This window comes from Microcella alkalica (genome assembly GCF_014595885.1).
Taxonomy (GTDB): Bacteria; Actinomycetota; Actinomycetes; order Actinomycetales; family Microbacteriaceae; genus Microcella; species Microcella alkaliphila_B.
In genome coordinates, this window is sequence record NZ_JABUKC010000001.1 from 468,539 (window position 1) to 494,967 (window position 26,429).

General features: G+C 72.5%; 21 protein-coding genes. 12 read left to right on the top strand and 9 right to left on the bottom strand.

Annotated features, from left to right (window positions below):
* The first annotated feature begins 25 nt into the window (after positions 1–25).
* Genes ID804_RS02310 through ID804_RS02330 form a run of 5 tightly spaced genes read left to right on the top strand, consistent with a single transcriptional unit; the run spans position 26 to position 5,198 of the window.
* Complete coding sequence (locus ID804_RS02310; protein WP_169077334.1) at positions 26–751, top strand: GntR family transcriptional regulator; 726 nt, start codon at positions 26–28, stop codon at positions 749–751.
* Positions 748–2,259: an MmgE/PrpD family protein gene (locus tag ID804_RS02315; protein ID WP_169077335.1), complete on the top strand. Its 1,512-nt coding sequence runs from the start codon at positions 748–750 to the stop codon at positions 2,257–2,259. Before ID804_RS02310 ends, ID804_RS02315 begins: the two co-directional genes overlap by 4 nt.
* Positions 2,259–3,155: a methylisocitrate lyase gene (gene prpB, locus ID804_RS02320; RefSeq protein WP_169077336.1), complete on the top strand. Its 897-nt coding sequence runs from the start codon at positions 2,259–2,261 to the stop codon at positions 3,153–3,155. The genes ID804_RS02315 and prpB overlap by 1 nt, the downstream gene beginning before the upstream one ends.
* Before the next feature lie 58 nt (positions 3,156–3,213).
* Positions 3,214–4,341, top strand: coding sequence for a bifunctional 2-methylcitrate synthase/citrate synthase (locus tag ID804_RS02325; RefSeq protein ID WP_169077337.1), 1,128 nt, complete (start codon positions 3,214–3,216; stop codon positions 4,339–4,341).
* A gap of 14 nt (positions 4,342–4,355) precedes the next feature.
* Positions 4,356–5,198 (top strand): aldo/keto reductase, encoded by an 843-nt coding sequence (locus ID804_RS02330; protein WP_188219137.1) that lies wholly within the window; start codon positions 4,356–4,358, stop codon positions 5,196–5,198.
* A 163-nt stretch (positions 5,199–5,361) separates the two neighbouring features.
* On the opposite strand, the gene ID804_RS02335 is transcribed toward ID804_RS02330, so the two are convergent.
* A complete protein-coding gene (locus ID804_RS02335) occupies positions 5,362–6,246 on the bottom strand; it encodes an MBL fold metallo-hydrolase (protein WP_169077338.1) in 885 nt (294 codons plus the stop codon).
* A 12-nt stretch (positions 6,247–6,258) separates the two neighbouring features.
* Here ID804_RS02335 and ID804_RS02340 point away from each other — a divergent pair, with 12 nt between their 5' ends.
* Positions 6,259–8,136, top strand: a complete 1,878-nt coding sequence (locus ID804_RS02340; protein ID WP_169077339.1) for a thioredoxin domain-containing protein — start codon at positions 6,259–6,261, stop codon at positions 8,134–8,136.
* Between the two features lie 58 nt (positions 8,137–8,194).
* Entirely contained in the window at positions 8,195–9,946 is a 1,752-nt protein-coding gene (locus ID804_RS02345) for a hypothetical protein (RefSeq protein ID WP_169077340.1), read from the top strand.
* Positions 9,947–9,962: 16 nt separating this feature from the next.
* Here the strand turns inward: ID804_RS02345 and ID804_RS02350 are convergent, their stop codons facing one another.
* From ID804_RS02350 to ID804_RS02370, 5 genes are all read right to left on the bottom strand, one after another.
* A complete protein-coding gene (locus tag ID804_RS02350) occupies positions 9,963–11,588 on the bottom strand; it encodes a chitinase (RefSeq protein WP_169077341.1) in 1,626 nt (541 codons plus the stop codon).
* Complete coding sequence (locus ID804_RS02355) at positions 11,585–13,885, bottom strand: glycosyltransferase family 2 protein (protein WP_169077342.1); 2,301 nt, start codon at positions 13,883–13,885, stop codon at positions 11,585–11,587. The genes ID804_RS02350 and ID804_RS02355 overlap by 4 nt, the downstream gene beginning before the upstream one ends.
* A gap of 173 nt (positions 13,886–14,058) precedes the next feature.
* Complete coding sequence (locus tag ID804_RS02360) at positions 14,059–14,667, bottom strand: CoA-binding protein (RefSeq protein ID WP_169077343.1); 609 nt, start codon at positions 14,665–14,667, stop codon at positions 14,059–14,061.
* A 2-nt stretch (positions 14,668–14,669) separates the two neighbouring features.
* On the bottom strand, positions 14,670–15,965 hold the full coding sequence (locus tag ID804_RS02365) for an O-acetylhomoserine aminocarboxypropyltransferase/cysteine synthase family protein (protein ID WP_169077344.1): 1,296 nt from the start codon (positions 15,963–15,965) through the stop codon (positions 14,670–14,672).
* Positions 15,966–16,375: 410 nt separating this feature from the next.
* Entirely contained in the window at positions 16,376–18,010 is a 1,635-nt protein-coding gene (locus tag ID804_RS02370) for a dolichyl-phosphate-mannose--protein mannosyltransferase (RefSeq protein ID WP_169077345.1), read from the bottom strand.
* 95 nt (positions 18,011–18,105) lie between these two features.
* Here ID804_RS02370 and rsmI point away from each other — a divergent pair, with 95 nt between their 5' ends.
* On the top strand, positions 18,106–18,921 hold the full coding sequence (gene rsmI / locus ID804_RS02375; RefSeq protein WP_169077346.1) for a 16S rRNA (cytidine(1402)-2'-O)-methyltransferase: 816 nt from the start codon (positions 18,106–18,108) through the stop codon (positions 18,919–18,921).
* A 743-nt stretch (positions 18,922–19,664) separates the two neighbouring features.
* Here rsmI and ID804_RS02380 read toward each other — a convergent pair.
* On the bottom strand, positions 19,665–20,150 hold the full coding sequence (locus ID804_RS02380) for a hypothetical protein (protein WP_169077347.1): 486 nt from the start codon (positions 20,148–20,150) through the stop codon (positions 19,665–19,667).
* Positions 20,151–20,230: 80 nt separating this feature from the next.
* On the opposite strand from ID804_RS02380, the gene metG reads away from it, so the two are divergent.
* Genes metG through rsmA form a run of 3 tightly spaced genes read left to right on the top strand, consistent with a single transcriptional unit; the run spans position 20,231 to position 23,665 of the window.
* Positions 20,231–21,820 carry a methionine--tRNA ligase gene (gene metG / locus ID804_RS02385; RefSeq protein WP_169077348.1) on the top strand — a complete coding sequence of 530 codons (1,590 nt, stop codon included), beginning with the start codon at positions 20,231–20,233 and terminating at the stop codon, positions 21,818–21,820.
* Positions 21,821–21,832: 12 nt separating this feature from the next.
* Positions 21,833–22,816: a TatD family hydrolase gene (locus tag ID804_RS02390; RefSeq protein WP_169077349.1), complete on the top strand. Its 984-nt coding sequence runs from the start codon at positions 21,833–21,835 to the stop codon at positions 22,814–22,816.
* Positions 22,817–23,665 (top strand): 16S rRNA (adenine(1518)-N(6)/adenine(1519)-N(6))-dimethyltransferase RsmA, encoded by an 849-nt coding sequence (gene rsmA / locus ID804_RS02395; protein ID WP_169077350.1) that lies wholly within the window; start codon positions 22,817–22,819, stop codon positions 23,663–23,665.
* Between the two features lie 20 nt (positions 23,666–23,685).
* On the opposite strand, the gene rlmC is transcribed toward rsmA, so the two are convergent.
* Entirely contained in the window at positions 23,686–24,819 is a 1,134-nt protein-coding gene (gene rlmC, locus ID804_RS02400) for a 23S rRNA (uracil(747)-C(5))-methyltransferase RlmC (RefSeq protein WP_169077772.1), read from the bottom strand.
* An 85-nt stretch (positions 24,820–24,904) separates the two neighbouring features.
* Between rlmC and ID804_RS02405 the strand changes: the two genes are divergently transcribed.
* A complete protein-coding gene (locus ID804_RS02405; protein WP_169077351.1) occupies positions 24,905–25,840 on the top strand; it encodes a 4-(cytidine 5'-diphospho)-2-C-methyl-D-erythritol kinase in 936 nt (311 codons plus the stop codon).
* On the opposite strand, the gene ID804_RS02410 is transcribed toward ID804_RS02405, so the two are convergent.
* Positions 25,791–26,381, bottom strand: a complete 591-nt coding sequence (locus ID804_RS02410; RefSeq protein ID WP_169077352.1) for a signal peptidase II — start codon at positions 26,379–26,381, stop codon at positions 25,791–25,793. The genes ID804_RS02405 and ID804_RS02410 overlap by 50 nt on opposite strands.
* Between the last annotated feature and the right edge of the window lie 48 nt (positions 26,382–26,429).

Below are 26,429 nucleotides of genomic sequence, written 5' to 3' on the forward strand. Positions count from 1 at the left end.
AGCGCTGAATGTATACATTGAGACCATGGCGGCGGATGCGGCGGTGCAGCGGGCGACCGCCCTCACCTCCGCCGACCGCGCCTTCGAGACGCTGCGCACGCAGATCGTCGAGGGCGAGCTCGCACCCGGCGCTCCGCTCGCCGAAGTCGAGCAGGCGACGCGCCTCGGCGTGAGCCGCACTCCCGTGCGCGAAGCGTTCGCGCGACTCATCGCGGCGGGGCTCGCGACCGAGCGCGGCCCGCGCACCCTCGTCGTCTCCGACATCGACGCCGACGACGTCACCGCCCTGTTCGACCTGCGCCGCGCCCTCGACGAGCAGGCAGCGCGCCTCGCCGCCGCCCGCGCCGCGAGCGACGCCCCGACCGCGGCCGCCTTCACGACCCTCGCCGACCGCTTCCGCGCCGTCACCTCGGCAACCCTGCAGGCCGACGACGCCCAGCGCCACGGCTACTACGCGCTCGTGGCCGAGTTCGACGCGGCCCTCGACGCCGCCCTGACGAGCAGCCCCTACCTGGCGAGCGCGATCGCGAGCACGCGCGTCCACCTCGCCCGCGTGCGGCGACTCGCGCGCGACGACGACGCCCGCCTCGCGGCCAGCGCCGCCGAGCACGGCGCCATCGCCCGAGCGATCGCCGACGGAGACGGCGAGCGCGCCGCCGCCGCGACCCGGCTGCACCTGCACGAAGCCCTCACGAGCATCCACGCCCACCTGCCGCGCAGCGGCGCGAACCGACCGAAAGAGCGAGCATGACCACGACGCACACCGTCCGCACCTACAAGAGCAGCGAGCCCCTCGCCGCAGCCGACCAGCTCGCCGGCAGGCTCGCCGCGCTCGCCGCCGAGCAGGACCGCCCGCTCGACGACGCCGCCGTCGACATGGTCATCAACCGCATCATCGACAACGCCGCCGTCGCCACCGCGAGTCTCGGCCGCGCCCCCGTCGTCAGCGCCCGCGGGCAGGCCGAAGCCCACCCCTACAGCCCCGGCGCGACTGTCTTCGGCCTGCCGGCCGCGCAGAAGTACAGCCCCGAGTGGGCCGCCTGGGCCAACGGCGTCGCCGTGCGCGAGCTCGACTACCACGACACCTTCCTCGCCGCCGACTACTCGCACCCCGGCGACAACATCCCACCGATCCTCGCCGTCGCGCAGCACACCGGGCAGAACGGCGCGCAGCTGCTCAAGGGCCTGCTGACCGGCTACGAGATCCAGATCGATCTCGTGCGCGCCATCTGCCTGCACGAGCACAAGATCGACCACGTCGCCCACCTCGGCCCGAGCGCCGCCGCCGGCATCGGCACGCTGCTCGGTCTGCCGCAGGAGACGATCTTCCAGGCCATCGGCCAGGCCCTCCACACGACGACCGCCACGCGCCAGTCGCGCAAGGGCGAGATCTCGACCTGGAAGGCGCACGCCCCCGCCTTCGCCGGCAAGATGGCGGTCGAGGCTGTCGACCGGGCGATGCGGGGCCAGACCAGCCCGAGCCCCATCTACGAGGGCGAGGACGGGTTCATCGCGTGGCTGCTGAGCGGCCCGGATGCCCGCTACGAGGTTCCGCTGCCCGACAGCGGCGAGCCGCTCACGGGCATCCTCGACAGCTACACGAAAGAGCACTCGGCCGAGTACCAGGCGCAGGCGTGGATCGACCTCGCCCGCCGCCTCGGCACCGAGCGCCCCGAGCTGCGCGACCCCGCCAACATCGCGAGCATCGTGCTGCACACGAGCCACCACACGCACTACGTCATCGGCTCGGGCGCGAACGACCCGCAGAAGTACGACCCGACCGCGAGCCGCGAGACGCTCGACCACTCGATCCCGTACATCGTCGCCGTCGCGCTGCAGGACGGCGGCTGGCACCACGTCGACTCGTACGCTCCCGAGCGCGCCGCCCGCCCCGACACCGTCGCGCTGTGGCACAAGATCACGACGACCGAGGACGCGGAGTGGACCCGCCGCTACCACTCGCTCGACATCAGCGAGAAGGCGTTCGGCGGCCGCATCGAGATCGAGCTCACGAACGGCGAGCGGGTCGTCGACGAGATCGCCGTCGCCGACGCGCACCCGCTCGGCGCGCGGCCCTTCGGTCGCGCCGAGTATGAGCACAAGCTGCGCATCCTCGCGGACGGGGTCCTCGCCGACGAGGAGGTCGACCGCTTCCTCGCCCTCGCGGCCCGCCTGCCCGAGCTGAGCGCCGACGAGCTCGGCGGCCTCACCGTCACGCCGATCCACCCCGTGCCCGCCGCCCCGAAGGGACTCTTCTGATGCTGTCGACCACCACGACGCCGTCGCAGCGTCGCCAGGCCTTTCGGGCGGGCCTGCAGAGCGACCGCCTGCAGGTCTTCCCTGGCGCGTTCACGCCGCTGAGCATCCGCCTCATTCAGGAGAAGGGCTTCGACGGCGCCTACATCTCCGGCGCCGTCATGGCCGCCGAGCTCGGCCTGCCCGACATCGGCCTCACCACGCTCACCGAGGTCGCCCAGCGCGCGCACCAGATCAGCCGCATGAGCGACCTGCCGACCCTCGTCGACGCCGACACCGGCTTCGGCGAGCCGATGAACGTCGCCCGCACCGTGCACGAGCTCGAAGACGCGGGCGTCGCGGGCCTGCACCTGGAGGATCAGGTCAACCCGAAGCGCTGCGGCCACCTCGACGGCAAGGCGGTCGTGGATGCCGACACGGCGATCAAGCGCATCCGCGCCGCCGTCGACGCCCGCCGCGATCGCGACCTCGTGATCATGGCCCGCACCGACATCCGCGGGGTCGAGGGCATGGACGCCGCGATCGACCGCGCGAAGGCGCTGCAGGACGCCGGCGCCGACGCGATCTTCCCCGAGGCGATGGGCACGCTCGAGGAGTTCGCGGCGATGCGCGCCGCCGTCGAGGTGCCGATCCTCGCCAACATGACCGAGTTCGGCAAGAGCCAGCTCTTCACGCACCAGCAGCTCGCCGACGTCGGCGTGAACATGGTCATCCACCCCGTGTCGCTGCTGCGCATCGCGTTCGGCGCCATCGAGCGCGGCCTCGACACGCTGCTCGCCACCGGCACCCTCGACGGCGAGGTCGCGGGCATGCAGACTCGGGGCAGGCTCTACGAGCTGCTCGACTACGAGGCGTACAACGCCTTCGACGACGGCATCTTCACCTACACCGGCCGCTGATCGCGGCCCGGCCGTCCACCGGCCGCTGACCCCGCCCCGCCACAGCAAGGAGCGCACCATGACCGAAGACATCCGCAAGGGCCTCGCCGGCGTCGTCGTCGACCACACGGCGATCAGCAAGGTGAACCCGGAGACGAACTCGCTGCTCTACCGTGGCTACCCCGTGCAGGAGCTCGCCGCGCGGTGCACCTTCGAGGAGGTCGCCTACCTGCTCTGGCACGGCGAGCTGCCGACGGATGCCCAGCTCGCCGAGTTCGAGACGCTCGAGCGGGCGCACCGACGCCTGAACCCGACCGTGAAGGACGCGATCGACGCGCTGCCGCTCGCCGCCCACCCCATGGACGTCGTGCGGACCGCCGTGAGCGTGCTCGGAGCCCTCGACGAGTCGCTCACGACCGACCGCACGTGGATCGACGGCGACCTCACCCTCGAGCGCAGCATCCGTCTCTTCGCACAGCTGCCCGCGATCGTCGCCTACGCGCAGCGCCGCCTGCGCGACGAGCGGCTCGTCGAGCCCCGCGACGACCTCGGCTACTCGGCGAACTTCCTGCACATGACCTTCGGCGAGGTACCCGAGAAGGTCGTCGTCGACGCGTTCGACGTGTCGATGATCCTGTACGCCGAGCACTCGTTCAACGCCTCGACGTTCACGGCGCGCGTCATCGCCTCGACGCTCAGCGACGTCTACTCGGCCGTCGTCGGCGCGATCGGCGCGCTCAAGGGGCCGCTGCACGGCGGTGCCAACGAGGCCGTCATGCACACCTTCGACGAGATCGGCTCGGCCGACCGCGCGCAGGCGTGGCTCGAGACGGCGCTCTCCGAGAAGCGCAAGATCATGGGCTTCGGCCACCGCGTCTACAAGAACGGCGACTCGCGCGTGCCGACCATGAAGGCCGCGCTCGAGACCCTCGTCGCGCACTACGACCGGCCCGAGGTTCTCGACCTGTACGACACGCTCGAGGCGGCGATGGTCGGCGCGAAGGGCATCAAGCCCAACCTCGACTACCCGTCGGGCCCCGCCTACAACCTCATGGGCTTCGACACGACCATCTTCACGCCGCTGTTCATCGCCTCGCGCGTCACCGGGTGGACGGCGCACGTCATCGAGCAGCTCGGAGCGAACGCGCTCATCCGTCCGCTGAGCGCGTACAACGGGCCCGACGAGCGGCACCTCTCGGGTTCGTGAGCGAGAGTGGGGGCATGACTGCTGCGATTCAGACCCCCCACCTCACGCTCAACGACGGCCGGAGCATCCCGCAGCTGGGCCTGGGCGTCTTCCTCGTCGACCCCGCCGAGGCGGAGCGCATCGTCAGCGACGCCCTCGAGGTCGGCTACCGCCACATCGACACGGCCATGATCTACAAGAACGAGGAGGGCGTCGGGCGCGCGATCGCGAAGTCGGGCATCACGCGCGACGAACTCTTCATCACGACCAAGCTCTGGAACAGCGACCAGGGCACCGACTCGGCGCGCGCGGCGCTCGACACGTCGCTGTCGAAGCTGGGGCTCGACTACGTCGACCTGTACCTGATCCACTGGCCGGCGCCGAAGTACGGCAGGCACGTCGAGTCGTGGCAGACGCTCGTCGAGCTGCGCGAGACCGGGAAGGCCCGCTCGATCGGCGTCTCGAACTTCATGCAGACCCACCTCGACGACCTCGCGCAGGCCTCCGACGTCGTGCCGGTCGTCAACCAGGTCGAGCTGCACCCGGCCTTCCAGCAGCGGGAGCTGCGCGCCTTCCAGGAGCCCCGCGGCATCCTCACCGAGGCGTGGGGCCCGCTCGGGCAGGGCAAGTACGAGCTCGCCGAGCTGCCGGGTCTCGCCGAGATCGCCGAGCGGCACGGCAAGACGGTGCAGCAGGTCGCGATCCGCTGGCACCTGCAGGAGGGCATCATCGTCTTCCCGAAGACCACCAAGCGCGAGCGCATGGTCGAGAACGCCGACGTGTTCGACTTCGAGCTCAGCGCCGACGAGATGGCGACGATCGCGGCGGCCGACCGCGACCAGCGCGTGGGTGCGCACCCGCTCAACACCGACTTCTGAGCGGCGGGGCGGATGCTCGGCTCGCACCGGGCGTCCACCCGCTGCCGCACACACTGCGGTTCACGGCATGCACCGCGCTTCAAGGCGTAGTGCATGCCGTGAACGGCAGTGCGTGCGCGAGCGAACGCGGCACGGGGCGGGCCGGCGCGACCCGCGGCCGCGCCTACAGCGCGAGCTCGACGCGCTCGCCGAGCGGCGTCGCCGCGAGCAGCGCGCCGCCCGCGGGCGAGGTGAGCCCGGCGAACTCGCGCTCGAGGGCGTCGCGGCCCTCGCTGAAGTGCGTCCACTGGTCGACGTGCACCCCGACGACGCGGCGGGCGGCGAGCGCGAGGGCGGCGGCGCGCGCGTCCGCCGCGGTGAGGGTGAGGGGCGCATCGATCGCGGGAACGCGCGCAGCGCCCGCGAACAGCACCGCAGCATCCACCGCGCCGTGACGGGCCGCGATCGCCCGAACGACGTCGACTGACGAGTTGTCGCCCGACACGTAGACGGTCGGCTCGCCCGGCGCGGTGAGCAGGAACCCGATCACGGGGCCGAGTCGCTCGGCGAACTCCTCCGGCCCGTGCTGGGCGGCGACCGCGGTGACGCGGGCTCCGCGCGGGGCGTGCCCGGCGACGGCGTCGCCGACGAGCGGGGCGCTGTCGAGGGCGAGCGACTCATCGACCTCGAGACCGATGACGGTCGCGGTTCCGTGACCGGCCGCGCACTCGGCGGCGAGCTCGCGCGCCCCGAGCGACGTCGTCACGACGAGCGGCAGCCCGAGCGAGTAGGCGCGGCCCGCGCGGTCGAGGTTGTCCTCGTGGTGGTGGTGCGACACGAGCGCGACGTCGACTCGGCCCAGGGCATCCGCCGCCACCGCCGGGCCGGCGACCTTCTGCAGGTCGTTCGGTCCGTCGCCGTAGACGGTCGGGGGGTCGAAGGTCGGGTCGAGCAGCAGGCGCAGCCCCGCCCACTCGAGCAGGGCGGTGGGGCCGCCGATGACGGTGACGGCGACGGGCGAACCCGTGCGCGGGCTGGCAGTCGCGGAGGATGCGGAGGAGGCGCTCATAGGCTGAAACCTATGGCAGCCAGGCTCGAGAACGCCGTCAGCCCGTACCTGCAGTCGCACGCCGGCAACCCGGTCGACTGGTGGCCGTGGGGTGCGGATGCCCTGGCCGAGGCCGCCCGCCGCGACGTTCCCGTCATGATCTCGATCGGCTACGCCACGTGCCACTGGTGCCACGTCATGGCGCGCGAGACCTTCGCCAACCCCGAGGTCGGGGCGTGGCTCAACGAGCGAGTCGTCGCCATCAAGGTCGACCGCGAGGAGCATCCGGAGGTCGACGCCGCCTACATGACCGCGGCGAGCGCGTTCAGCGACCAGCTCGGCTGGCCGCTCACCGTCTTCGCGACGCCCGAGGGCCGCACCTTCTACGCCGCGACCTACCTGCCGCCGCAGCCGATCTCGGGCGTGCCGTCGTTCCGGCAGGTGGTCGAGGCAGTGCTCGAGGCGTGGCAGTCGCGCCGCGACGAGGTGCTGCAGAGCGCCGAGGGTTTGCGCGACGCGATCGCCGCCGCGAGCCGCCGCGAGCCGGGGGCCCTGCCGACGCGCGACGACCTCGCCGCGATCGTCGCCGAGCTTGCGGGCTTCGAAGACACGCTGCACGGCGGGTTCGGCGGCGCGCCGAAGTTCCCCGTCGCGCCGACGCTGCTCTTCCTCCAGGGCCGCGGCGCGGCCGGCGACACGGATGCTGCCGCCCTCGCCGCGCGCACCCTCCAGCGTCTCGCCGCGAGCGACCTGCGCGACCCCGTCGAGGGCGGCTTCTTCCGCTACGCCACCCGGCGCGACTGGACGGAGCCCCACTACGAGCGCATGCTCAACGACAACGCCCTGCTGCTCGAGGCCGCGGCGCGCGCCGGGGCGCACGAGACGGCCGCCGGCGTCGTCGCCTTCCTGCGCGAGATCATGCGCGTGCCCGGCGGGCTCGCCTCCGGGCAGGACAGCGAGAGCGAGCTCGACGGCGAGCGCAGCGAGGGTGGGTACTACGCCCTCACCGCCGACGAGCGGGCGAGGCAGCCGCGCCCGGCCCTCGACGCGAAGGTGCTCACCAGCTGGAACGGGCTCGCGATCGGTGCGCTCGCCGTCGCCGCGCGACTGCTCGACGAGCCGTCGTGGGCGGCGTTCGCGCGCGAGCTCGCCGACGAGCTGCTCGCCGGGCACCTCTCGCGCGACGAGTCGGGGGCGCCCCGGCTGCTGCGGGCGAGTCGCGAGGGCCGGGCATCCGCCGCCGCGTCGACGCTGGAGGACTGGGGCGACCTTGCCGTCGGCCTGCTCGAGCTCGCGATCACGACCGGCGAGCACGCGCACGCGGCCCTCGCGCGCGAGCTCGTCGACGCGTGCCTCGCGGCGGGCGACCACGAGGCGGTCGCGACGGGCCGGCCCCTCGCGGCCGCGGTGCCCGGCGGCGGCGACCCGGTGCTCAGCAGCCGCGGCCTCGCGGCGGGGGAGGACGTCAACGAGGGCTCCGCGCCGAGCGGCGAGGCGGCGGTCGCCCGCGCGGCCCTCCTGCTGCATCAGCTCACCGCGCAGCCGCGCTACCGCTTCGCCGCGGAGGCGATCGTCGCACCACTCGCCCCGCTCGCACGGCAGCGGCCGATCGCGTTCGGGGCGACGCTCGGCGTCGCGTCGGCGCTCGCCGAGCCGTCGCGGCAGCTCGTCGTCGTGCGGCCCGACGACGCCGAGCCGGGTGAGCTGGAGGCGGCGGCGCTCACGCGCCAGCGGGAAGGGGAGCTCGCCATCGCGCTCACGGCGTCCGCGGCGTCGGCGTGGGCCGAGGCGGGCTTCGAGCTGCTCGCGGGCCGCGCGCCGCAGGGGTCGACGAGCACCGCGTTCGCGTGCACCGACTTCGTGTGCCGGCTGCCGGTCACGACGGTCGACGAGCTCGACGCGGCGGGGTGAGCGCGGGCGGGCATCCGAGCTATTGTCACCCGGGCGCGCGAGGTCTAGCATCGCGCTCGTGCGCACCCTCGCGGCGTCCCTCGCGGCAGTGCTCGTCGGCGCCCTCGTGGCGTGCACGCCGTCGGGGCCCATCGGGGCGGTCGAGGTCATCGAGCTCGACGTGACTCCGGTCGCCGTGCCCGACGCGCCGCCGCCCCTGCCCGACGATCAGGGCGGCATCCCGTTCGCCACGGTCGAGATGCTCGACGACTACATCGCCCTGACCGGAGAGACGGTCGACGTCGCCGGACTGCTCGAGGCCGAGCGCCTCGCCGGCGAGCAGCTGCGCGCCGCCCTCGACGAACCCGACCCGGCTGCGCCTCCCGAGGCGAGCGCCGGAGCGGGGTCGCCGGTCGGCGCGGCGACCGTCGGTGCCGTCGCGGCGGCCGCGGATGCCCGCCCCGCCGCCACCGCCCAGCTCGCCCTCGCGACGCCCCTGCTGCGATCGCCCACCGAGTCCGGCGGGGCGGGAGAGTCGCTCGTGGTGGGCATGCTCACCACGGGGCTGCTCGTGCCCGCCATGCAGGGCGCGTGGTGGGCGAGAGATCTGAAGATCGGCCAGTCGAGCGGTCGCATCGGCGACGCGCAGACCGCTGCCGCGCGCAGCAGCGGTGAGACGGAGGTGCGGCGCACGGGTGCGAACGAGCTCTCCGTCGCGATCCAGCAGGAGTCGACCTCGGCTGACGGCGTCACGACGCGCAACCGCCTGACGCAGGAGGGGAAGGTCTGCCCGGGCGATGACGGCGAGTTCGACTTCACGGTGAAGCTCGAACGGGAGGTCACCGGCCCCGGCGGTACAGTGCGCGAGGAGCTCACCGTGCGCGTCACGGGGCGACTCGGCGAGAACGGCTACCCCGAGTCGATGGCGATCGACGCTGCGCAGGCCACCCGCGAGGTCCCCGCAGGCAAGCAGGCCATCTACGTGGAGACGCGGCAGACGCTGCCGGACGCGAACGTGCTCAACGTCATCCTGGTCAGCCAGCAGCCGGCGCAGCTCGTGCGCTCCTCGAGCGGAGCGACGAGCGCCGACGTGCGGCGGCTCGCCGCCCGTGCCTCGGCGCGCCTCGGCGCACTGTCGTGGGGGTCGGCGCTGGGTTCCGTGACGGGGATGTGGAACAACGGCTGCGTCGGCATCGAGGCGACGGCGCCGACGACGGTGCCGCCCCGGTCGGGCCTCGAGATTCCCGTCACGGTGCGCTCGAAGCTCTCGGCCGAGGAGTTCGGCTCCGCCGTCACGGCCGCGCTCACCGGCAGCGATACGGTGGCACCCGAGTCGTTCCGGTCGACGAGCACGATCACCTTCGTTGCCGGCGAGGCGGGCACGCAGGGCACGATCCTGCTGAAGGCGGCGTCACGGCGCGGCACCGCAACGAAGGAGCTCACGATCTCGACCGGGGGTCGTGCGTATCTGGTCGAGGGCACGAACGGCGACGTCTACGCCTCCGGGGTGATCTGCGACCTCTCCAGCCGTCGCTCGTTCGAGCTCGTCGGCACCGGCACCGTCACGACCTTCTCGCCGAACGACGACCGCACCGGAGACTTCCGGTACGTCGACGACGGTACCTACGGCCAGGGCCTCATCGAGCTGGATGCCCGCGGCTCGTACACGATCGCCCTCGAGCCCGACGGGCTCACGGGCCGCATCACGACGAACGGCACCGGCACGACGGCCTACGAGACGCCGCTCGGCCGGCAGGAGTTCCAGTTCCCCGCCAACTTCACCTACACGATGACCGCGATCGAGGGCACGCCCGACGAGTGCGTCGGGTGAGCCCTCGATCGCGCGGTCAGGGTTCCGGCGTCGGCGAGCGCTCGATCGTCGGCGGTGCGTCGCTCGACTCGAGCTCGAGCAGGATCTCCTCGATCTCGTCCAGCCGCACCGGTGTCCATGGCGAGCTGTCGGGGTCGGCGGCGTAGGCCTCGGGGCTGTCGCCCTGGTTCCACCACTTGGCCTCGTACGGCGCGCCCTCGAAGAGGATCCGCTCGCCCTTGTCGTAGATCTGGGTGCCCTCCCATTCCGGGTACGCGCCGTAGGGCAGCGTCGGGATCTCGCGGGGCTTCTCGCCGTCGAGCACGGGGCCGACGAGCGTCCACGGCGTCTCCCACTCGTTGAGCACCGGGTTGTCCGGGATCTCGCCGCGCGTCCACCACTTCGCCTCGTAAACGTTGCGGTACCAGACGACCTTGCTGCCGGCGAGGTAGGCGGCCTCCTCGTTCCAGATCGGGTAGGGGCTCGTCTCCGGGTCGTCGATGAAGTCGGCGGGGTCGCGCGGCTCGGGTGTCGTGACGACGCCGGCGCTCGCGTCGAGGCGCCCGGGGAAGCCCGCCGCCAGGACGTCCGCGAAGCGGGTCTCGCCCTGCGGCACGCCCGAGCACGCGTCGGAGACACGGCTGAGGTCGACGTAGTTCGGTCCGCACGGCACGTCACGGTTGAGCGACCACATCGACATGCGGCCGAGCCCGCGCTCGACGGCCCACGCGTTGAGGGTGCGTGCGTCAGCCACGCTGAAGACGTCCTCGACGACGTCGTTCTGCCCGATCATCGGCGTCGCACCGATCTTGCGCCACAGCGTCGCGTCACCGAGCTCGATCTCGGCGAGGCGGTAGATGACGCCGAGCTGACGGTGCGTCGACTGCAGAGCTCGGATCGATGCCTCGGCCATCGATTCACCCTCCTCGCGCGACGCGCCGTAGTTCATCGTCATGACGTTGACTCCCGCGACGTCGACGCCGGCCTCCAGCATCTGCTGCACGAGGGTCGTGCCCTCCTCGGTGAGGCCGCCCGGTGTGACGGGCAGCGTCAGCCAGACCGCGAGGTCGTCGCCCGCGGCGCGGCGGCGTTCTTGCAGCGTGGCGATCGCCTCGGCGCGCCGCTGACCGGCAACCGTGTTCGACAGGTTCTCGCCCTCGATGTCGAGGTCGATGGTCGACACGTCATAGCGCTCGATGACGCGGTCGTAGGCGCGCACCAGCTCGGCCGGGTTCGTGCATACCGTTGCGAGCTCGTCGTTCAGGAGCCCTCCGAAGGAGATGGATAGGTCGGCGCCGAGCTGCTCGAGCCTCGCCAGTCGGCGGTCGAGGTCGAGCTCGACCGCCGCTTCGTCGAGGTCGTACGCCGTGCCCCAGGTCGGTTCGCACGGCGCCTCCGGGTCGGCGACGATGAACGACAGCACGATGTCGCGCGCTGCGGTCGCCTCGACGTCCTCGAAGGCGAACGCGGGGGTCGCGGTCGCGTCGACGTAGCCGGCGAACCACGGTTGCTGATCGGCGATCGAAGATGCTCCCACCCAGGCCTGCGCCGAGACGACACCCCACGTGCCGAGGCCTCCAGCGAGCACCGCGGCGAGCACGGTGCGGAAGGGCGAAAGACGGCGGCCGTCGCGCCAGAGCACGCGTTGCGCGAGGGCGCTCATCGCTGGCCTCCGCTCGTCGGGGTACCGAGGAGCGCCGGCGCGGGATGCTCGAGCGCGTGGTCGTGGATCGCGCCGTGGTACAGCACGGTCCGCCAGTCGGCGGTCGCGTCGTCGGCGGAGCGCTCGGTCTCGGTCGCCGTGCGACGGGGCGTCACGTAGAGCCAGTTGGTCGCGCCGAACCACAGGTCGACGAGCGACGTGCCGACGCCGATGTACGCGATCACCGCCGCGAGCGCGAGCACCGCGTTGAACGCGGCGAACGCCGCGTTGCCCCAGTTGCCGGCCTGCACGTCGCGCCAGAGCGTGAAGAGTGAGAAGCCGATGATGAGGTACGGCGCCGCGACGTAGAGCAGCGGCGTCGTGGTGCGGTTGCGCACCTTCGGCGTGCGGGCGAACGGGATCTTCTTCGAGGTGATGGCCTGCTCGATCGACTTCGCGACGCCCGCGAGGTTGACGGGCAGCAGAATCAGGTTGAAGCCGTAGATGCGGAAGACGTCGGAGCGCTTGTAGCCGCTGTAGCGCAGATCGCTCGCCATGGCGAGGAAGTACGGCAGCGCCGCGAACAGCACCACGGGGCTCAGCAGTCGGCTGTCGTACGGGTAGGCCAGCAGGAACACCAGGCCGAAGCTCGCCCACGCGATCGAGGTCATGTAGTTGATGCGCAGCATGATCTCGGTCGCCGTGACGCGCTCGCCGCGGGCGCGGCGCTCGCGCACCTGTCGAAGGTACTTGGGCAGGATCAGCAGTCCGCCGTTCGCCCAGCGGCGGCGCTGGATCACGAGCGACCCGAAGTCGGGCGGCGTCGCGGAGTAGCTGAGGCGCTCGGGGTAGTTGACGAGCGTCCAGCCGTGCATCCCCAGGTCGACGCTCGACTCGGTGTCCTCGATGACGGTGCGGTCCTGCACGAAGCGCTTGATCGTGAACCCGCCGCTGGTCTCGGTCTCGACGATGTCGTCGAGGGCGCGCTTGCGGATGACGGCGTTCGCGCCGACCCAGAAGGTCGCGTCGTGGTGCGAGAACCCCTGGTGGAGGATGTGCTGAATGTCGGTGGTGGCCGCCGCGAGCCTCTCGATGCGGGTGCTCGCGCCCCGGTACGACGAATACGGGGTCTGCGTGACGGCGACGCGCGAGGTCTCCGGCTGCTCCATCGAATGCACGAGCCGCAGGCAGTAGTCGCGCAGCAGCATCGAGTCCGCGTCGAGCGTCAGCAGGTAGTCGCTGTCGGGCACGACGAGGTCGGCGCCCTCCGCATGGGGCACGGGCCGCAGCACGATGCCGTCGGGTGTCGGGTCGAACACGTAGGCGCCGCCCATGAGGCCGATGTACGAGTTGAGGTTCATGGCCTTGTTCGCCTCGTGCGAGAGCGAGGCGTAGCGCTTGCGCTCGAAGGTCGAGACGGAGGCCGTGAACGTCCAGGCGAGACGGCGCAGCAGGTGCACGGCGTGGGCCGCCGTCAGGCGGTAGCCCTCGCGATGCGCGCTCTGCAGGGCCTCGGCGGTGATGTCGAACTCGTGACGGATGCCCCCCAGCACCTGCTCGGTGAAGAAGACGTCGACGTGGTCGGCGATCGGGTGATCGGCGATGCGAGCATCGAGCCACGCCACCGCCCAGCGGAAGTGCTCGACCACCTCGGCGACCTCGTCGTCGTCGAGCTCGTCGACGTCGGCGACCTCGCGGCTGAGGAGGGCGTCGCGGAAGCGGCTTCCGGGCTCGACGAGCGCCTCCTCGATGGCGCCGGCGAGGGCGCGCGTGGCGTCGAGGCGGGCGAGCGCGATCGGGTCCTTCGGGGTCGGCGGGTCGTCGACGAGCAGCACGACTCTGATCTCGGGGTACTCCTGGAGTGCCGCCGACCAGAGCGTCGTGGCCACGACATCGGGCTCCTCGGCGTACGAGGGCACGAGCACCGTGATCGAGGTGGAGCGGTCGGCGAAGTGCCGATCGAGCTCAGCACGCGGCACGCGCACGTGCGCCCGGAAGCGCTGGAGGGCGCCGTGTCGGGCGACGAGGTACATGAGCGCCGAGAAGGTCAGGAAGGTCACGACGACCACGTAGGAGATCGCCTCGGTCGTGAACTGGAAGCTCTGGGTTCCGTTGTTGAGGAACTCGGCGATGACCGTGTAGACGACGTACACGATCCAGAAAAGGATCGTCGCGACGATCGCGAGCCGGGCGAGCGCTATCCGTCGATCGCTCGGGCGGGGGTGGACGATCGGGAGCGGCGTGGTGCGCTTCTCAGCGCCCCACTGCCGCCGCCGACCCGTATCGGGCATGGGCGTGCCCAGGGTGGTGGTAGGCATGTTCGGGTGACCTCGAGCGGCCTCACCGGTTTCGGGTCCCGGTGATTCGGGTGGTGACCGCGTGCACGACCCTAGTTTTCGTCAGGTAGCGCCGCGACCCCCAAACGGGGGTGATTTGTCCTCCGAAAGGCGGACACGGATGAACGTTCGGTGAACAGGCCGACGAGCTCCGCTCAGCGCACCTGCTTCTTCGCGCTGATGACGCCTGTGTCGAAGCCCATGAGGTGCAGCCCGCCGTGGAAGCGCGCGTGCTCGACCTTGATGCAGCGGTCCATGACGACCGTGAGGCCCTTCGACTCGCCGTAGTAGGCGGCCTCCTCGTTCCAGATGCCGAGCTGCACCCAGACGGTCTTCGCGCCGACGGCGAGCACATCGTCGATCACCGAGGGGATGTCGCTGGCCTTGCGGAACACGTCGACGATGTCCGGAACCTCCGGCAGCGAGGCGAGGTCGGGGTAGGCCGGTGCCCCAAGGATCTCGGTCGCGTTCGGATTGACGAAGTACACGCGGTAGTCGCTCGACTGCTGCAGGTAGGTGCCGACGAAGTACGAGCTGCGGGCAGGGTTCGGCGAGGCCCCGACGATCGCGACCGACTTCGCGCGGCGCAGGATGCCCAGCCGCTCCTTCGCGGAGGGCCCCACCCAGGTGCGCTGCGACTTCAGCAGCTTCGCCAGCGGCGAGCTCGCTGGGATCGAGCAGGTCAGCCCGTTGGCGAGCGTGACGGTGGCGGTGTCGGCGCCGGTCGCATCCGCCGTCGTCTCGGGTGCCGTCGTCTCAGCCATGGTCACACCGCCTTCTGCGCCGCGTCGAGCGCCTGGTCGAGGTCGAAGATGATGTCGTCGACATCCTCGATGCCGACCGATAGGCGCACGAGGCCGGGGCCGATGCCCGAGTCGAGCAGCTGCTGCTCGGTGAGCTGGGCGTGCGTCGTCGATCCCGGATGGATGATGAGCGTCTTCGCGTCGCCGATGTTCGCCAGGTGGCTGGCGAGCTGCACGTTCTCGATGAGCGCCTCTCCGGCGGCACGGCCGCCCTTCACGTCGAAGCTGAACACCGAGCTCGGGCCGAGGGGCAGGTACTGCTGCGCGCGAGCGTGGTGGCGGTGCGAGGGCAGGCCCGCCCAGCGCACGCGCTCGACGCGCGGGTCGGCCTCGAGCCACTCGGCGACGGTGCGCGCGTTGTCGACGTGCGCTTGCATGCGGTACGGCAGCGTCTCGATGCCCTGCGCGAGCAGGAACGCCGAGTGCGGCGCGAGGGCGGGGCCGATGTCGCGCAGCTGCTCGGCCCGCAGGCGGGTGAGGAACGCGTACTCGCCGAAGTTGCCGTACCAGGTGAGGCCGCCGTAGTGCGGCACCGTCTCCTCGAACAGGGGGAAGTTGTGGTTCGACCAGTCGAAGCGGCCCGACTCGACGACGACGCCGCCGAGGGTCGTGCCGTGTCCGCCGAGAAACTTCGTCGCCGAGTGCACGACGACGTCGGCGCCCCACTCGATCGGGCGGCACAGGTAGGGCGTCGCGACCGTCGAGTCGATGATGAGCGGGATCTCGGCGGCGTGCGCGACCTCGGCGAGGCCGGCGATGTCGGCGATGTCGCCGGAGGGGTTCGCGATGGTCTCGGCGAAGACGAGCTTCGTGCGGCCCGGGATGATCGCGGCGGCGTAGTCGGCCGGGTCATCGCTCGCGACGAAGGTCGTGTCGACCCCGAACCGGCGCAGCGTCACGTCGAGCTGCGTGATCGAGCCACCGTACAGGTTCGCCGAGGCGACGATGTGGTCACCGGCGCCGGCGAGCGAGGCGAAGGTCACGAACTGCGCGGAGAGCCCGCTCGAGGTCGCGACGGCGCCGAGGCCGCCCTCGAGGCTCGCGACGCGCTCCTCGAAGCTCGCCACGGTGGGGTTCGCCAGTCGGCTGTAGATGTTGCCGTACTTCTGCAGGGCGAACCGCGCGGCGGCGTCCTGCGCGTCGTCGAAGACGAACGCGCTCGACTGGTAGATCGGCAGGGCGCGAGCGCCCGTCGCCGAGTCGGGGACGTTGCCCGCGTGCAGGGCGCGCGTGCGGAAGCCATAGTCGCGGTCGGCCATCCCGCCAGGCTAGGCGAGCGACGGATGCTCGGCCGACGCGCGCGTCATAGTGCGTAGCACTCGCCGGCGGGCGCCGGCCGCACCTGCCGACGGTACGGCGGTGCCCGATCGACGATCCCCACCGTCGACCGAGCACCGCCCGGACGGCTCGACGCCGCCCGCCCCCGAACGCGGCATCCCGTGTCGCTCCGCACCCTCGGAGTCGACGGGACCTCGCCGCGTTGCACCGAAGCAGGCGCGCGGGCGCGTCTGCGTGGTCGAATGGGCCCCGGGTCAGGGCCTGATGCGCCGATCGCGAGGGTGCGCGATCGGCTCGATGTTCGGGTTGAGTGATGACACCGTATCCCCCCGGACGGGTCACACGGAAGGACGCGCCGCATCGGGTTGCGCGCCCCGAGTGTCGAAATGTGTCAGATCCACCCCGGCAGCCAGTAGTGCAGGCGGATGAACTCGATCGGCACCGGCAGACCCGTCCACAGAGGCAGGAAGAACGCGCTCAGCGCGAGCGACACCACCACGAGCACCGCCACCACCGCGAGGCCGAGCCGGCGTCGGGGCGCCGGATCGGCGGGCCCACCCAGCACCGACCGCAGCACGAGCACCAGACCCAGCACGAGGAACGGCGTCAGCACCACCGTGTAGAAGAAGAACATCGTGCGCTCCGGGTAGAGCAGCCATGGCAGCCAGCCCGCCGCCACCCCGGTCAGCACCACCGCCACCGGCCAGGCGCCGCCGAAGGGCGCGATCGCCGCCGCCCCGTCGCGACCGCGCGCCGCCGCGACGGCGGCCACGACGCATCCGGCCACCAGCACCAGCACCGCCGCCACCGCAGCCCACCAGATCAGCGGGTTCGGAATGCCCGTGATCGCGCTCGCCGTGCCGTCACCGCGATCGGCGTAGTGCATGTACGTCGGCCGCAGCAGCAGCGGCCAGCCGATCGCCGGCGCCTCGTAGGCGTGCGGGCTCGACTCGCCCACGTGGTACTCGTACACGTCGACCTGATACCGCCACAGCGCCTGCACCCCCGGGGGCACCCAGGCGAGGATGCCCGACCAGCGCTCGCCGCCCTCCGCCACCCACAGCCGGCCCCAGCCGCCGCTCGTCGTGAACCAGCCCGTCCAGGTCAGCAGGTGCGCCGCGAGCGCCGTCGGCAGCAGCAGCACCGCGCTCACCGGGGCCTGCTTCAGCAGCGTGCCCGACGCCCACAGCGCCACGCCCGCGCGCCGGCGCTCGACCGCGTCGGCCACCACCGTCAGCACCGCGAACGCCGCCAGCAGGTACAGCGCGCTCCACTTCACCGACGCGGCGAGCCCGAACGCAACGCCCGCCGCGAGCAGCCACGGCCGGCCCCACAGCGCCGGGCCCCAGTCGGTCGCCCGCCCCTCGTGCCGCCGTCGATCCAGCCACACCGCGACCCGTCGCCGGGCGTGCTCGCGGTCGAGCACCACGAACAGCACCGCCAGCAGCACGAACAGCGTCAGGATGCCGTCGAGCAGCGCCACCCGGCTCATCACGATCGCGTTGCCGTCGATCGCCACCAGCCCACCGGCGAGCGTCGCAAGCGCGAGCGACCGGGTCAGCCGGTGCGCGAGCAGCATCACGAGCGCCACCACGACGATCCCGGCGAGCGCCGTGCCGAGCCGCCAGCCCACCGGTGACTGCGGGCCCACCGTCGCGAGCCCCAGCGCGATCACCCACTTCCCGAGCGGCGGATGCGCGACGAACGCCGCCTCCTCGCTCGGCGACGGCGGCATGCCCGCCGCGAAGCCCTCGTTGGCGCCCTCCGGCCACGCGCCCTCGTAGCCCAGCTGCAGCAGGCTCAGCGCATCCTTCACGTAGTAGGTCTCGTCGAACACGAGCGAGCGCGGCTCGTCGAGCCCGATCAGGCGCAAGGCTGCCGCGGCCCCGAGCACGAGCGCCGGTGCGGCGATCCGCGCGGCCCGGCGGGCGGCGGGGGATGCCTCGGCCCAGCGCTCGTCGAGGCGCGAGCCGAGCATCCGGGCGCCGACCGGCGCAGGCGCGGAGGTCGGCTCAGCTCGCGTCACGCGCTCATGCTAGTCGCGCGCGCTCGGGCCGCCCGGTTCCTCAGGCCCGCCCGCGCGCCCGCCCCCGCGCCGCCCGCGGTGGGAGGATGGCCGACGTGATCGTGCTCGCCGCCACCCCCATCGGCAACCTCGGCGACGCCTCGCGCCGACTCGTCGACACCCTCGAGGCCGCCGAGCTCGTCGTCGCGGAGGACACCCGCACGACGGCCCACCTGCTGCGTGCGCTCGGCGTCGAGAACCGCCCGCAGCTGCTCGCCCTGCACGAGCACAACGAGCGCGCTCGCGCCGCCGAGATCGTCGAGCTCGCCCGCGACACCGACGTCGTCGTGCTCACCGACGCCGGCATGCCCGGCATCAGCGACCCCGGCTACGTGCTCGTCGAGGCCGCCATCGCCGCCGACGTCGGCGTCACCGCGCTGCCCGGCCCGAGCGCCGTGCTCACCGCGCTCGTGCTGAGCGGGCTGCCCACCGACCGGTTCGCGTTCGAAGGGTTCCTGCCGCGCAAGGGCCGCGCCGGAGCGCTCGCCGCCCTCGCCGGCGAGCAGCGCACCCTCGTGTTCTTCGAGGCGCCGCACCGCATAGCCGCGGCGCTCGCCGACCTGCGCGACGCCTTCGGGCCCGACCGCCGCGCCGCCGTCTGCCGCGAACTCACCAAGAAGTTCGAGGAGGTCGCCCGCGGCACCCTCGCCGAGCTCGCCGACCGCTACGCCGACGGAGCCCGCGGCGAGATCGTGCTCGTCGTCGAAGGCGCCCCCGCCCGCTCGGCCGACCTGCCGGGCGCCGTCGCCGAGGTCGTCGCGCGCGCCGCCGCCGGCGAGCGCCTCAAGGATGCGGCGTCGGCGGTCGCCGCCGCCACCGGGCTCGGCACGCGCGAGCTCTACGAGGCCGCGCTGCAGGCCCGCCGCGGGTAGCGCCGCTGCGCCGCTGTGCCGCCGCCCCGCTGCGCGGCTGCGCCGCCGCCCCACCGCGCCGCCGCCCCGCTGCGCCGCTGTGCCGCCGCCCCGCTGCGCGGCTGTGCCGCCGCCCCACCGCGCCGCCGCCCCGCTGCGCCGCTGTGCCACCGCCCCGCCGCCACCCCGCACCCCGTGCCCGCCCCGCGCCTCGCGCGGGCCGCGCCCCTGCCGACTGCGCTGAGACGCGTCTATCGGTCACTCGTTGTGGTCAGTCCGCTCTGCGGCCGCAAAAACTGACCGATAGACCCAGCGCCGTACGCACCTCGTCGGCGAGCCCGAGGCCGGCGCCGTCCAGGCGCCGCATCCGCTCCACCGCGCCCGCGTGATCCGGGCGTGTGCCTGGCAGTGTGCCTGGCCGTGTGCCTGGCACGGCATGTGCCGCACGCGGCACACTCCGCGCACCGAAGCGCCGCAAGCAGCCGAGCGCCCTCCGCTAATGCGGTGTTGCTTCGCGCAAGAGGTGCCGGTTCACACCGGCACCTCTTGCGCAGACCGGCGCCCCGTCGGCAGGCGCGGCCTCCGCACCCCGAGCGCGCAGCAGCGCCTGCGGAGCGCGCAGCAGCGCCCGCTGACGCCGCAGCACTTCAGTGACCGCGCAGCAGTTCGAACTGGCGCGACCTCACCGAAGTGCGGCGTTGTCAGCAGACGTGGCGCCGCCCCGCGACGCGGGCCCGGCCGCGGGCGCGACCGAGGGCCCAGGCCTACGCGCAGGAGTCGCGCAACTCGAGCACGACGGGCGCTGTCGTCGTCCGCGACTCAGTCTCGACGGTCACGCCGTCGACGAGGCCCTCGCCCGCCCCGGTGCGCCGCACCTCGATGCCGACGAACGCGGCCGCGTCGGGCTCGATCGCCTCCGCGTCGAGGTCCACCCCGTCGAACGAGTCGCGCCCGCCGTCGTCGAAGAGCACCGCGGTCGAGCGCGCCTCCTCGTCCGCAGCGATGAAGCGGTCGACGATGTCGACGCCCTCGCTGGCGGCGAGCTCGACGTCCACGATCTCGAGCGGGTCGCCCGCCGAGTTGGTCACCCCGAGCACGATCGTGCCGCGCTCGCCCTCGACGCAGCCGCTCAGCGCGGCCTGCTGCTCCGCGGGGGTCGGGTTCGAGCATCCGGTCACCGCGATCGCGACCGCGACGACGGCGATGACGGATGCTGTGGCCCGGGCGGGGCGGGCGGGCGGTCGGCTCACACACAGAACGCTACGCGACGCGGCCATCGCCCTCCGCCGCGCGCGAGCCGCGCATCCGCCCGCCCGTAGACTGGGGGGTTATGGCCGCAGGCTCCTCCTTCTCCGTCACGACGCCGATCTTCTACGTCAACGACGCGCCCCACATCGGTCACGCGTACACCGAGGTCGCGGCCGACGTGCTCGCGCGGTGGCACCGGCAGAGCGGCGTGCCGACGTGGTCGCTGACGGGCACCGACGAGCACGGTCAGAAGATCCTGCGCACGGCGGTCGCGAACGGCGTCACCCCGAAGGAGTGGGCCGACAAGCTCGTCGCCGATGCGTGGGTGCCGCTGCTGAAGACGATCGACATCGCCAACGACGACTTCATCCGCACGACGGAGGAGCGGCACGAGAGCGTCGTGCAGCAGTTCCTGCAGAAGCTGTACGACGACGGCCTCATCTACGACGGCGAGTACGAGGGCTACTACTGCGTCGGCTGCGAGGAGTACAAGCAGCAGTCGGACCTCGTCGACGGCTCGGGCGAGTTCGAGGGCCAGTACGTGTGCCCGATCCACGGCCGGCCGGTGGAGGTGCTGAAGGAGAAGAACTACTTCTTCCGCATGAGCGACTTCCAGCAGCGCCTGCTCGACCTGTACGAGGCGCAGCCCGACTTCATCCAGCCGGACAGCCTGCGCAACGAGATCGTGTCATTCGTGCGCCGCGGCCTCGACGACCTGTCGATCTCGCGGCAGAGCTTCGACTGGGGCGTGCGCGTGCCGTGGGACGACAAGCACGTCGTCTACGTCTGGTTCGACGCGCTCATCAACTACATCTCGGCCCTCGGCTGGAACCCGGAGACGCCGGGCGAGCTGTTCGACCGCTTCTGGCCGTCGAACCACATCGTCGGCAAAGACATCGCGCGGTTCCACGCCGTCATCTGGCCGGCCATGCTCATGGCGGCCGACCTGCCGGTGCCGGCGCGCGTCTTCGGCCACGGCTGGCTGCTGGTGGGCGGCGAGAAGATGTCGAAGTCGAAGCTCACGGGCATCGCGCCGTCGCAGATCACCGACGTGTTCGGCTCTGACGCGTTCCGCTACTACTTCCTGCGCGCGATCGCGTTCGGCCAGGACGGCTCGTTCTCGTGGGAGGACCTCGCCGCCCGCTACCAGGCCGAGCTCGCGAACGGCTTCGGCAACCTCGCCTCGCGCGTGGTCGCGATGATCGGCCGCTACTGCGACGGCGCCGTGCCCGCCGCGGGCGAGCTCACCGCCGCCGAATCGAGCATCCAGAAGACCGTGGCGGATGCCGTGGCCGCCGCCGACGCCGCGATCGGCCGCTTCGCGATCCACGAGGCGATCGCGGCGATCTGGTCGGTGGTCGACGAGCTCAACGGCTACCTGACGGAGCAGGAGCCGTGGAAGGTCGCGAAGGACGACTCGCAGTCCGAGCGCCTGCACACGATCCTCGCGACGGCCGCCGAGGGCCTGCGCGCGCTCGCCGTGCTGCTGAGCCCGGTGCTGCCGCAGGCGACGGCGAAGCTGTGGCGGGCGCTCGGCGCCGAGGCCGCCCTGGGGGCGCTCACCGACCAGCGCATCCCCGATGCGGGAGCATGGGGGCAGCTGCCCGCGGGCTCGCAGACCGAGCCTCTCGAGGCGCTCTTCCCGCGCATCGAGCACGAGGCGAGCGCCTAGGAGGCATCCCGCATGACCGACGAGCTGCACCCGCACGTGCGCAGCCGCGCCGCGATGGAGGACTCGTCGCGCGACCTCAGCTACCCGCCGAGCCCCGAAGCGCTCGTGGTGCCCGTGTACGACAACCACACACACCTGGAGATCGCCGACGGCGAGAACCCGATGCACTACCGCGAGCACCTCGACCGCGCGTCGGCGGTCGGCGTGCGCGGGGTCGTGCAGGTGGGCACCGACGTGCCGACGAGCCGCTGGTCGGCGGCGATCGCGGCACGTGAGCCGCGCGTGCTCGCCGCGGTCGCGATCCACCCGAACGAGGCCGCGACGCTCGAGGAGACCGGTGGGCTGGATGCCGCGCTCGCGGTGATCGACGAGCTGGCCGCGCAGCCCCGCGTGGTCGCCGTGGGCGAGACGGGCCTCGACTTCTTCCGCACCACCTCCGAGAGCGGACGCGCCGCCCAGCTGCGCGCCTTCGAGGAGCACATCCGCATCGCGAAGCGCCACGACCTGGCCCTGCAGATCCACGACCGCGACGCGCACGACGAGGTCGTGGCGACGCTGCGCCGGGTGGGCGCCCCGGAGCGCACGGTGTTCCACTGCTTCTCGGGCGACGTCGAGCTCGCGTCGATCTGCGCCGAGAACGGGTGGTACGCCTCGTTCGCGGGCACGCTGACGTTCAAGAACGCCCGCAACCTGCGCGACGCGCTCGACGTGCTGCCGCGCTCGCTGCTGCTGGTCGAGACGGATGCGCCGTTCCTCACGCCGCACCCGTTCCGCGGCCGCCCGAACTCGCCGTACCTGCTGCCGTGGACGCTGCGGGCCATGGCCGAGCACCTCGGCACCGACGCGTCGATGCTCGCGGCGCAGCTCAGCTCGAACACCGAGGCGGTGTACGGCACGTGGGATGCTGAGCCCGTGACGGCTCCCGGCGACCCGTGGGCAGATCGCCCCGACGACTTCGACAGCGGCGTGCACGCTCCTGACCCCGGCAGGGCCTGAGTGGCGCGGCTGCTGGGCCCGGCGGAGGTGCGCGACCTCGCCGAGCTGCTCGACGTCACGCCGACGAAGAAGCTCGGCCAGAACTTCGTGCACGACGCCAACACGGTGCGCCGCATCGTCGCGACGGCGGCCCTGCCCGCCGGGTCGACGGTGCTGGAGGTGGGGCCCGGGCTGGGCAGCCTGACGCTCGGCCTGCTGGAGGCCGGGCATCCGGTCGTCGCCGTCGAGGTGGATGCTCGACTCGCCGCCCAGCTGCCCCTCACAGTCGCCGACCTGCAGCCGCAGGCGCGCCTGGAGGTGGTGCACGCGGATGCCCTGCGCGTCACGTCGCTGCCCGACGCGCTCGGCGAGCCGACCGCGCTCGTGGCGAACCTGCCGTACAACATCTCGGTGCCGGTGCTGCTGCACCTGCTGGCGACGTTCCCGTCGATCACGCGCACGCTCGTGATGGTGCAGGCTGAGGTCGGGCAGCGGCTCGCGGCGACGCCGGGGTCGAAGATCTACGGCAGCCCGAGCGTGAAGGCCGCCTGGTACGGCGACTGGGCGCTCGAGGGCACGGTGAGCCGGCAGGTGTTCTGGCCGGTGCCGAACGTCGACAGCGTGCTCGTCGGCATGAAGGCGCGGCGCTCCGCCCTGCCCGGGTCGGAGGCCGAGCGCGCCCGCACGTTCGCGCTCGTCGACGCGGCGTTCGGTCAGCGGCGCAAGATGCTGCGGCAGGCGCTCGCCGAGGTGTTCGGCTCGTCGGCCGCGGCGACGGCGGCGCTCGAGGCGGCCGGGCTCGACCCGACGGCGCGCGGCGAGCAGCTCGTCATGGCCGACTTCCTCGCCCTCGCGCGCGTGCCCGCCTGACTGGCGTCGCACCTTCCCGCTCAGGCTGCGGGCGCCCGCTCGAGCAGCACCATCACCTCGGAGTGCGTCGACTGCGGGAACATGTCGAACAGTCGCGCCTGAGTGACCCGGTACGACGGCATGCCCTCGAGGTCGCGGGCGAGCGACGCTGCGTTGCAGCTCGAGTAGACGACGGTCGGGATGCGCGACCGCTCGATCCAGTCGGCGAGGTCGGCTCCGAGGCCGCGGCGCGGCGGGTTCACGACGAGCAGCTCGGGCGCGGCGCCCGCGACCCGCACCGCGGTCGTCGCATCGCCGACCTCGAAGGCCACGTCGGGCATCCCGAGCGCGCCGGCGGCGGTGCGCGCGCTCTCGACCGCGTCCGGCGACACCTCGATGCCGAGCACGCGTCGACCCGGCGCGGCGGCGTGCAGCGCGAACCCGCCGACGCCGCAGTACAGATCCCAGACGGTCGAGGGGGCGACGGCGTCGATCCACGCCCGACCCTGCCGGTAGAGCGCCCCCGCGATCGCGGTGTTGGTCTGCACGAAGCTCTGCGGCCGCACCTGCAGCGTCACGTCGCCGACCCGCATCGGCAGCGTGGACCGCGACGTCAGCACGACCTCCTCGGCGCCCTCGACGACGGCCTTGTGCTCGGGCAGCAGGTTCGCGGTGACGACGGCGACCTGCGGCAGCGCCTCCTGCAGGGCCGACACGATCGAGGCCACCGCCGCGACCGACGCGCGCGATCGCACGACGAACCGCACCATGAGCTCGCCGTCGGCCGACTCGGTCACGATGACGTTCTTGAGCTCGCCCCGCCGGGCCGGAACGTCGTAGGGCTCGAGCCCCGACGCCGTGATCGCCTCGGCGAGCGCGTCGAAGGCGGCGCGGATGCCCGGCGCGACGATGCCGCAGCGCCGCAGGTCGACGCCCCGTCCCTGCCCGTCGAGGATGCCCAGGGTGGGGGCTGCGCTCGAGCCGCCGACGACCATCTTCGCCTTCGCGCGGAAACCGGATTCGGCGCTCGCGACGGCCGGCAGCCAGACGGCGGAGTCGTGCGCGGCGAGCAGCGTGCGCGCCGTCGCCTCCTTCGTCGCCAGCTGCTCGGCGTACGGCACGCCCATGAGCGTGCACGAGTGGCACAGTCCGGCGTCGAAGTACGAGCACTGCATAGCCTGCCCAGGGTAGTCGTCGAGCCCGCGACCGCCCGTGCAGGGAGCGAGCGAGGCCCCGGTCACGCTCCCCTAGTGTGGAGGCATGGTCGCAACCGGAGCCTCCCGCGTCGTGCACGTGCGGGCGCCCGGCAAGATCAATGTCTTCATGAAGGTCGGTGCGCTGCTCGACGACGGGTACCACGAGGTCGCGACCGCCTACCAGGCGATCTCGCTCTACGAAGAGGTGCACGCGCGCCCCGCCGATGACTTCTCGGTGCGGTTCTCGGGCCCGATCGACTGCAGCGGCCTCGCGACCGACGGCTCGAACCTCGCCATCCGCGCCGCCCGCCTGCTGGCCCGCGTCGCCGACTACCGCGGCGGCGTCGCCCTCGAGATCGAGAAGCACGTGCCCATCGCGGGCGGCATGGGCGGCGGCTCGGCCGACGCGGCCGCGACGCTGCTCGCCTGCGATCACCTGTGGGGCACGGGCCTCGGCCGCGACGAGCTGCACTCGCTCGCCGCCGAGCTGGGGGCCGACGTGCCGTTCGCGCTCATGGGCGGCACCGCCGTCGGCACGGGCCGCGGCGACCAGTTGTCGCCGGCGCTCGCGCAGGGCACCTTCCACTGGGTGCTCGTGCTCGCCGACCTCGGCCTGTCGACGCCCGACGTCTACGCCGAGCTCGACCGCCACCGCGAGCGTCACGTGCACGACATCGCCCCGGCGCCCATCCAGCCGACGGTCGACGTCGAGGTGCTGCAGGCCCTGCGCGCCGGTGACCCGCATCAGCTGGCCGAGTACCTGCACAACGACCTGCAGGCTCCCGCGCTGCACCTGGCCCCCGAGCTCGCCCGCACCCTCGAGGCAGGCGAGCGGGCGGGTGCCCTGGCGAGCCTCGTCTCAGGCTCCGGCCCGACCGTGGCCTTCCTCGTCGCCGACGCCGACGCGGCGCTCGAGCTGCAGGTCGAGCTCAGCGCCGGCGGCCATCAGGTCATTCGGGCGACGGGCCCAGTTCACGGGGCTCGGGTCGTCGCGGGCTGACCCCGGCGAGGCTCAGCACGACGATGCCGATCGCGCCGAGCACGAGGGCGATGTCGGCGACGTTGCCGATGAAGAATCCCGCGTAGTCGATGAAGTCGACGATCTCGCCCTTCGCGAAGCCGGGCTCGCGGAAGAGCCGGTCACCGAGGTGGCTGATGGCGCCGCCGAACAGCGCTCCCGCCGCGATCGCCCAGCGGATGCTCGACAGTCGCGTCACGAACACCGCGAGCCCGACGACCGCGAGCGCGGCGACCACCGTGAGGATCCAGGTGTAGTCGCCCCCGATGCCGAAGGCCGCGCCCGGGTTGTAGACCAGGCGCCACTGGATGAGCTCGCCCAGCACCGGCACGCCGACGCCGGGCTCGAGCGTCGCCTCGGCCCAGAACTTCGAGCCCTGGTCGAGCAGGATGATGCCGGCCGCGAGCAGCAGCGTGTACGGCAGCACGCGACGGATGCGCGCCCGCACGCTCGGGTTGTCGAGGCTCGTGGCGCTCTCGTCGTCGAGCGGGGCGGGCGCGGCGGTGCCGTCGGCAGCAGACATGGCTCCCATTCTGCCGGGTCGCGCTGGCGCCGCCGACCGTCGGGCCGG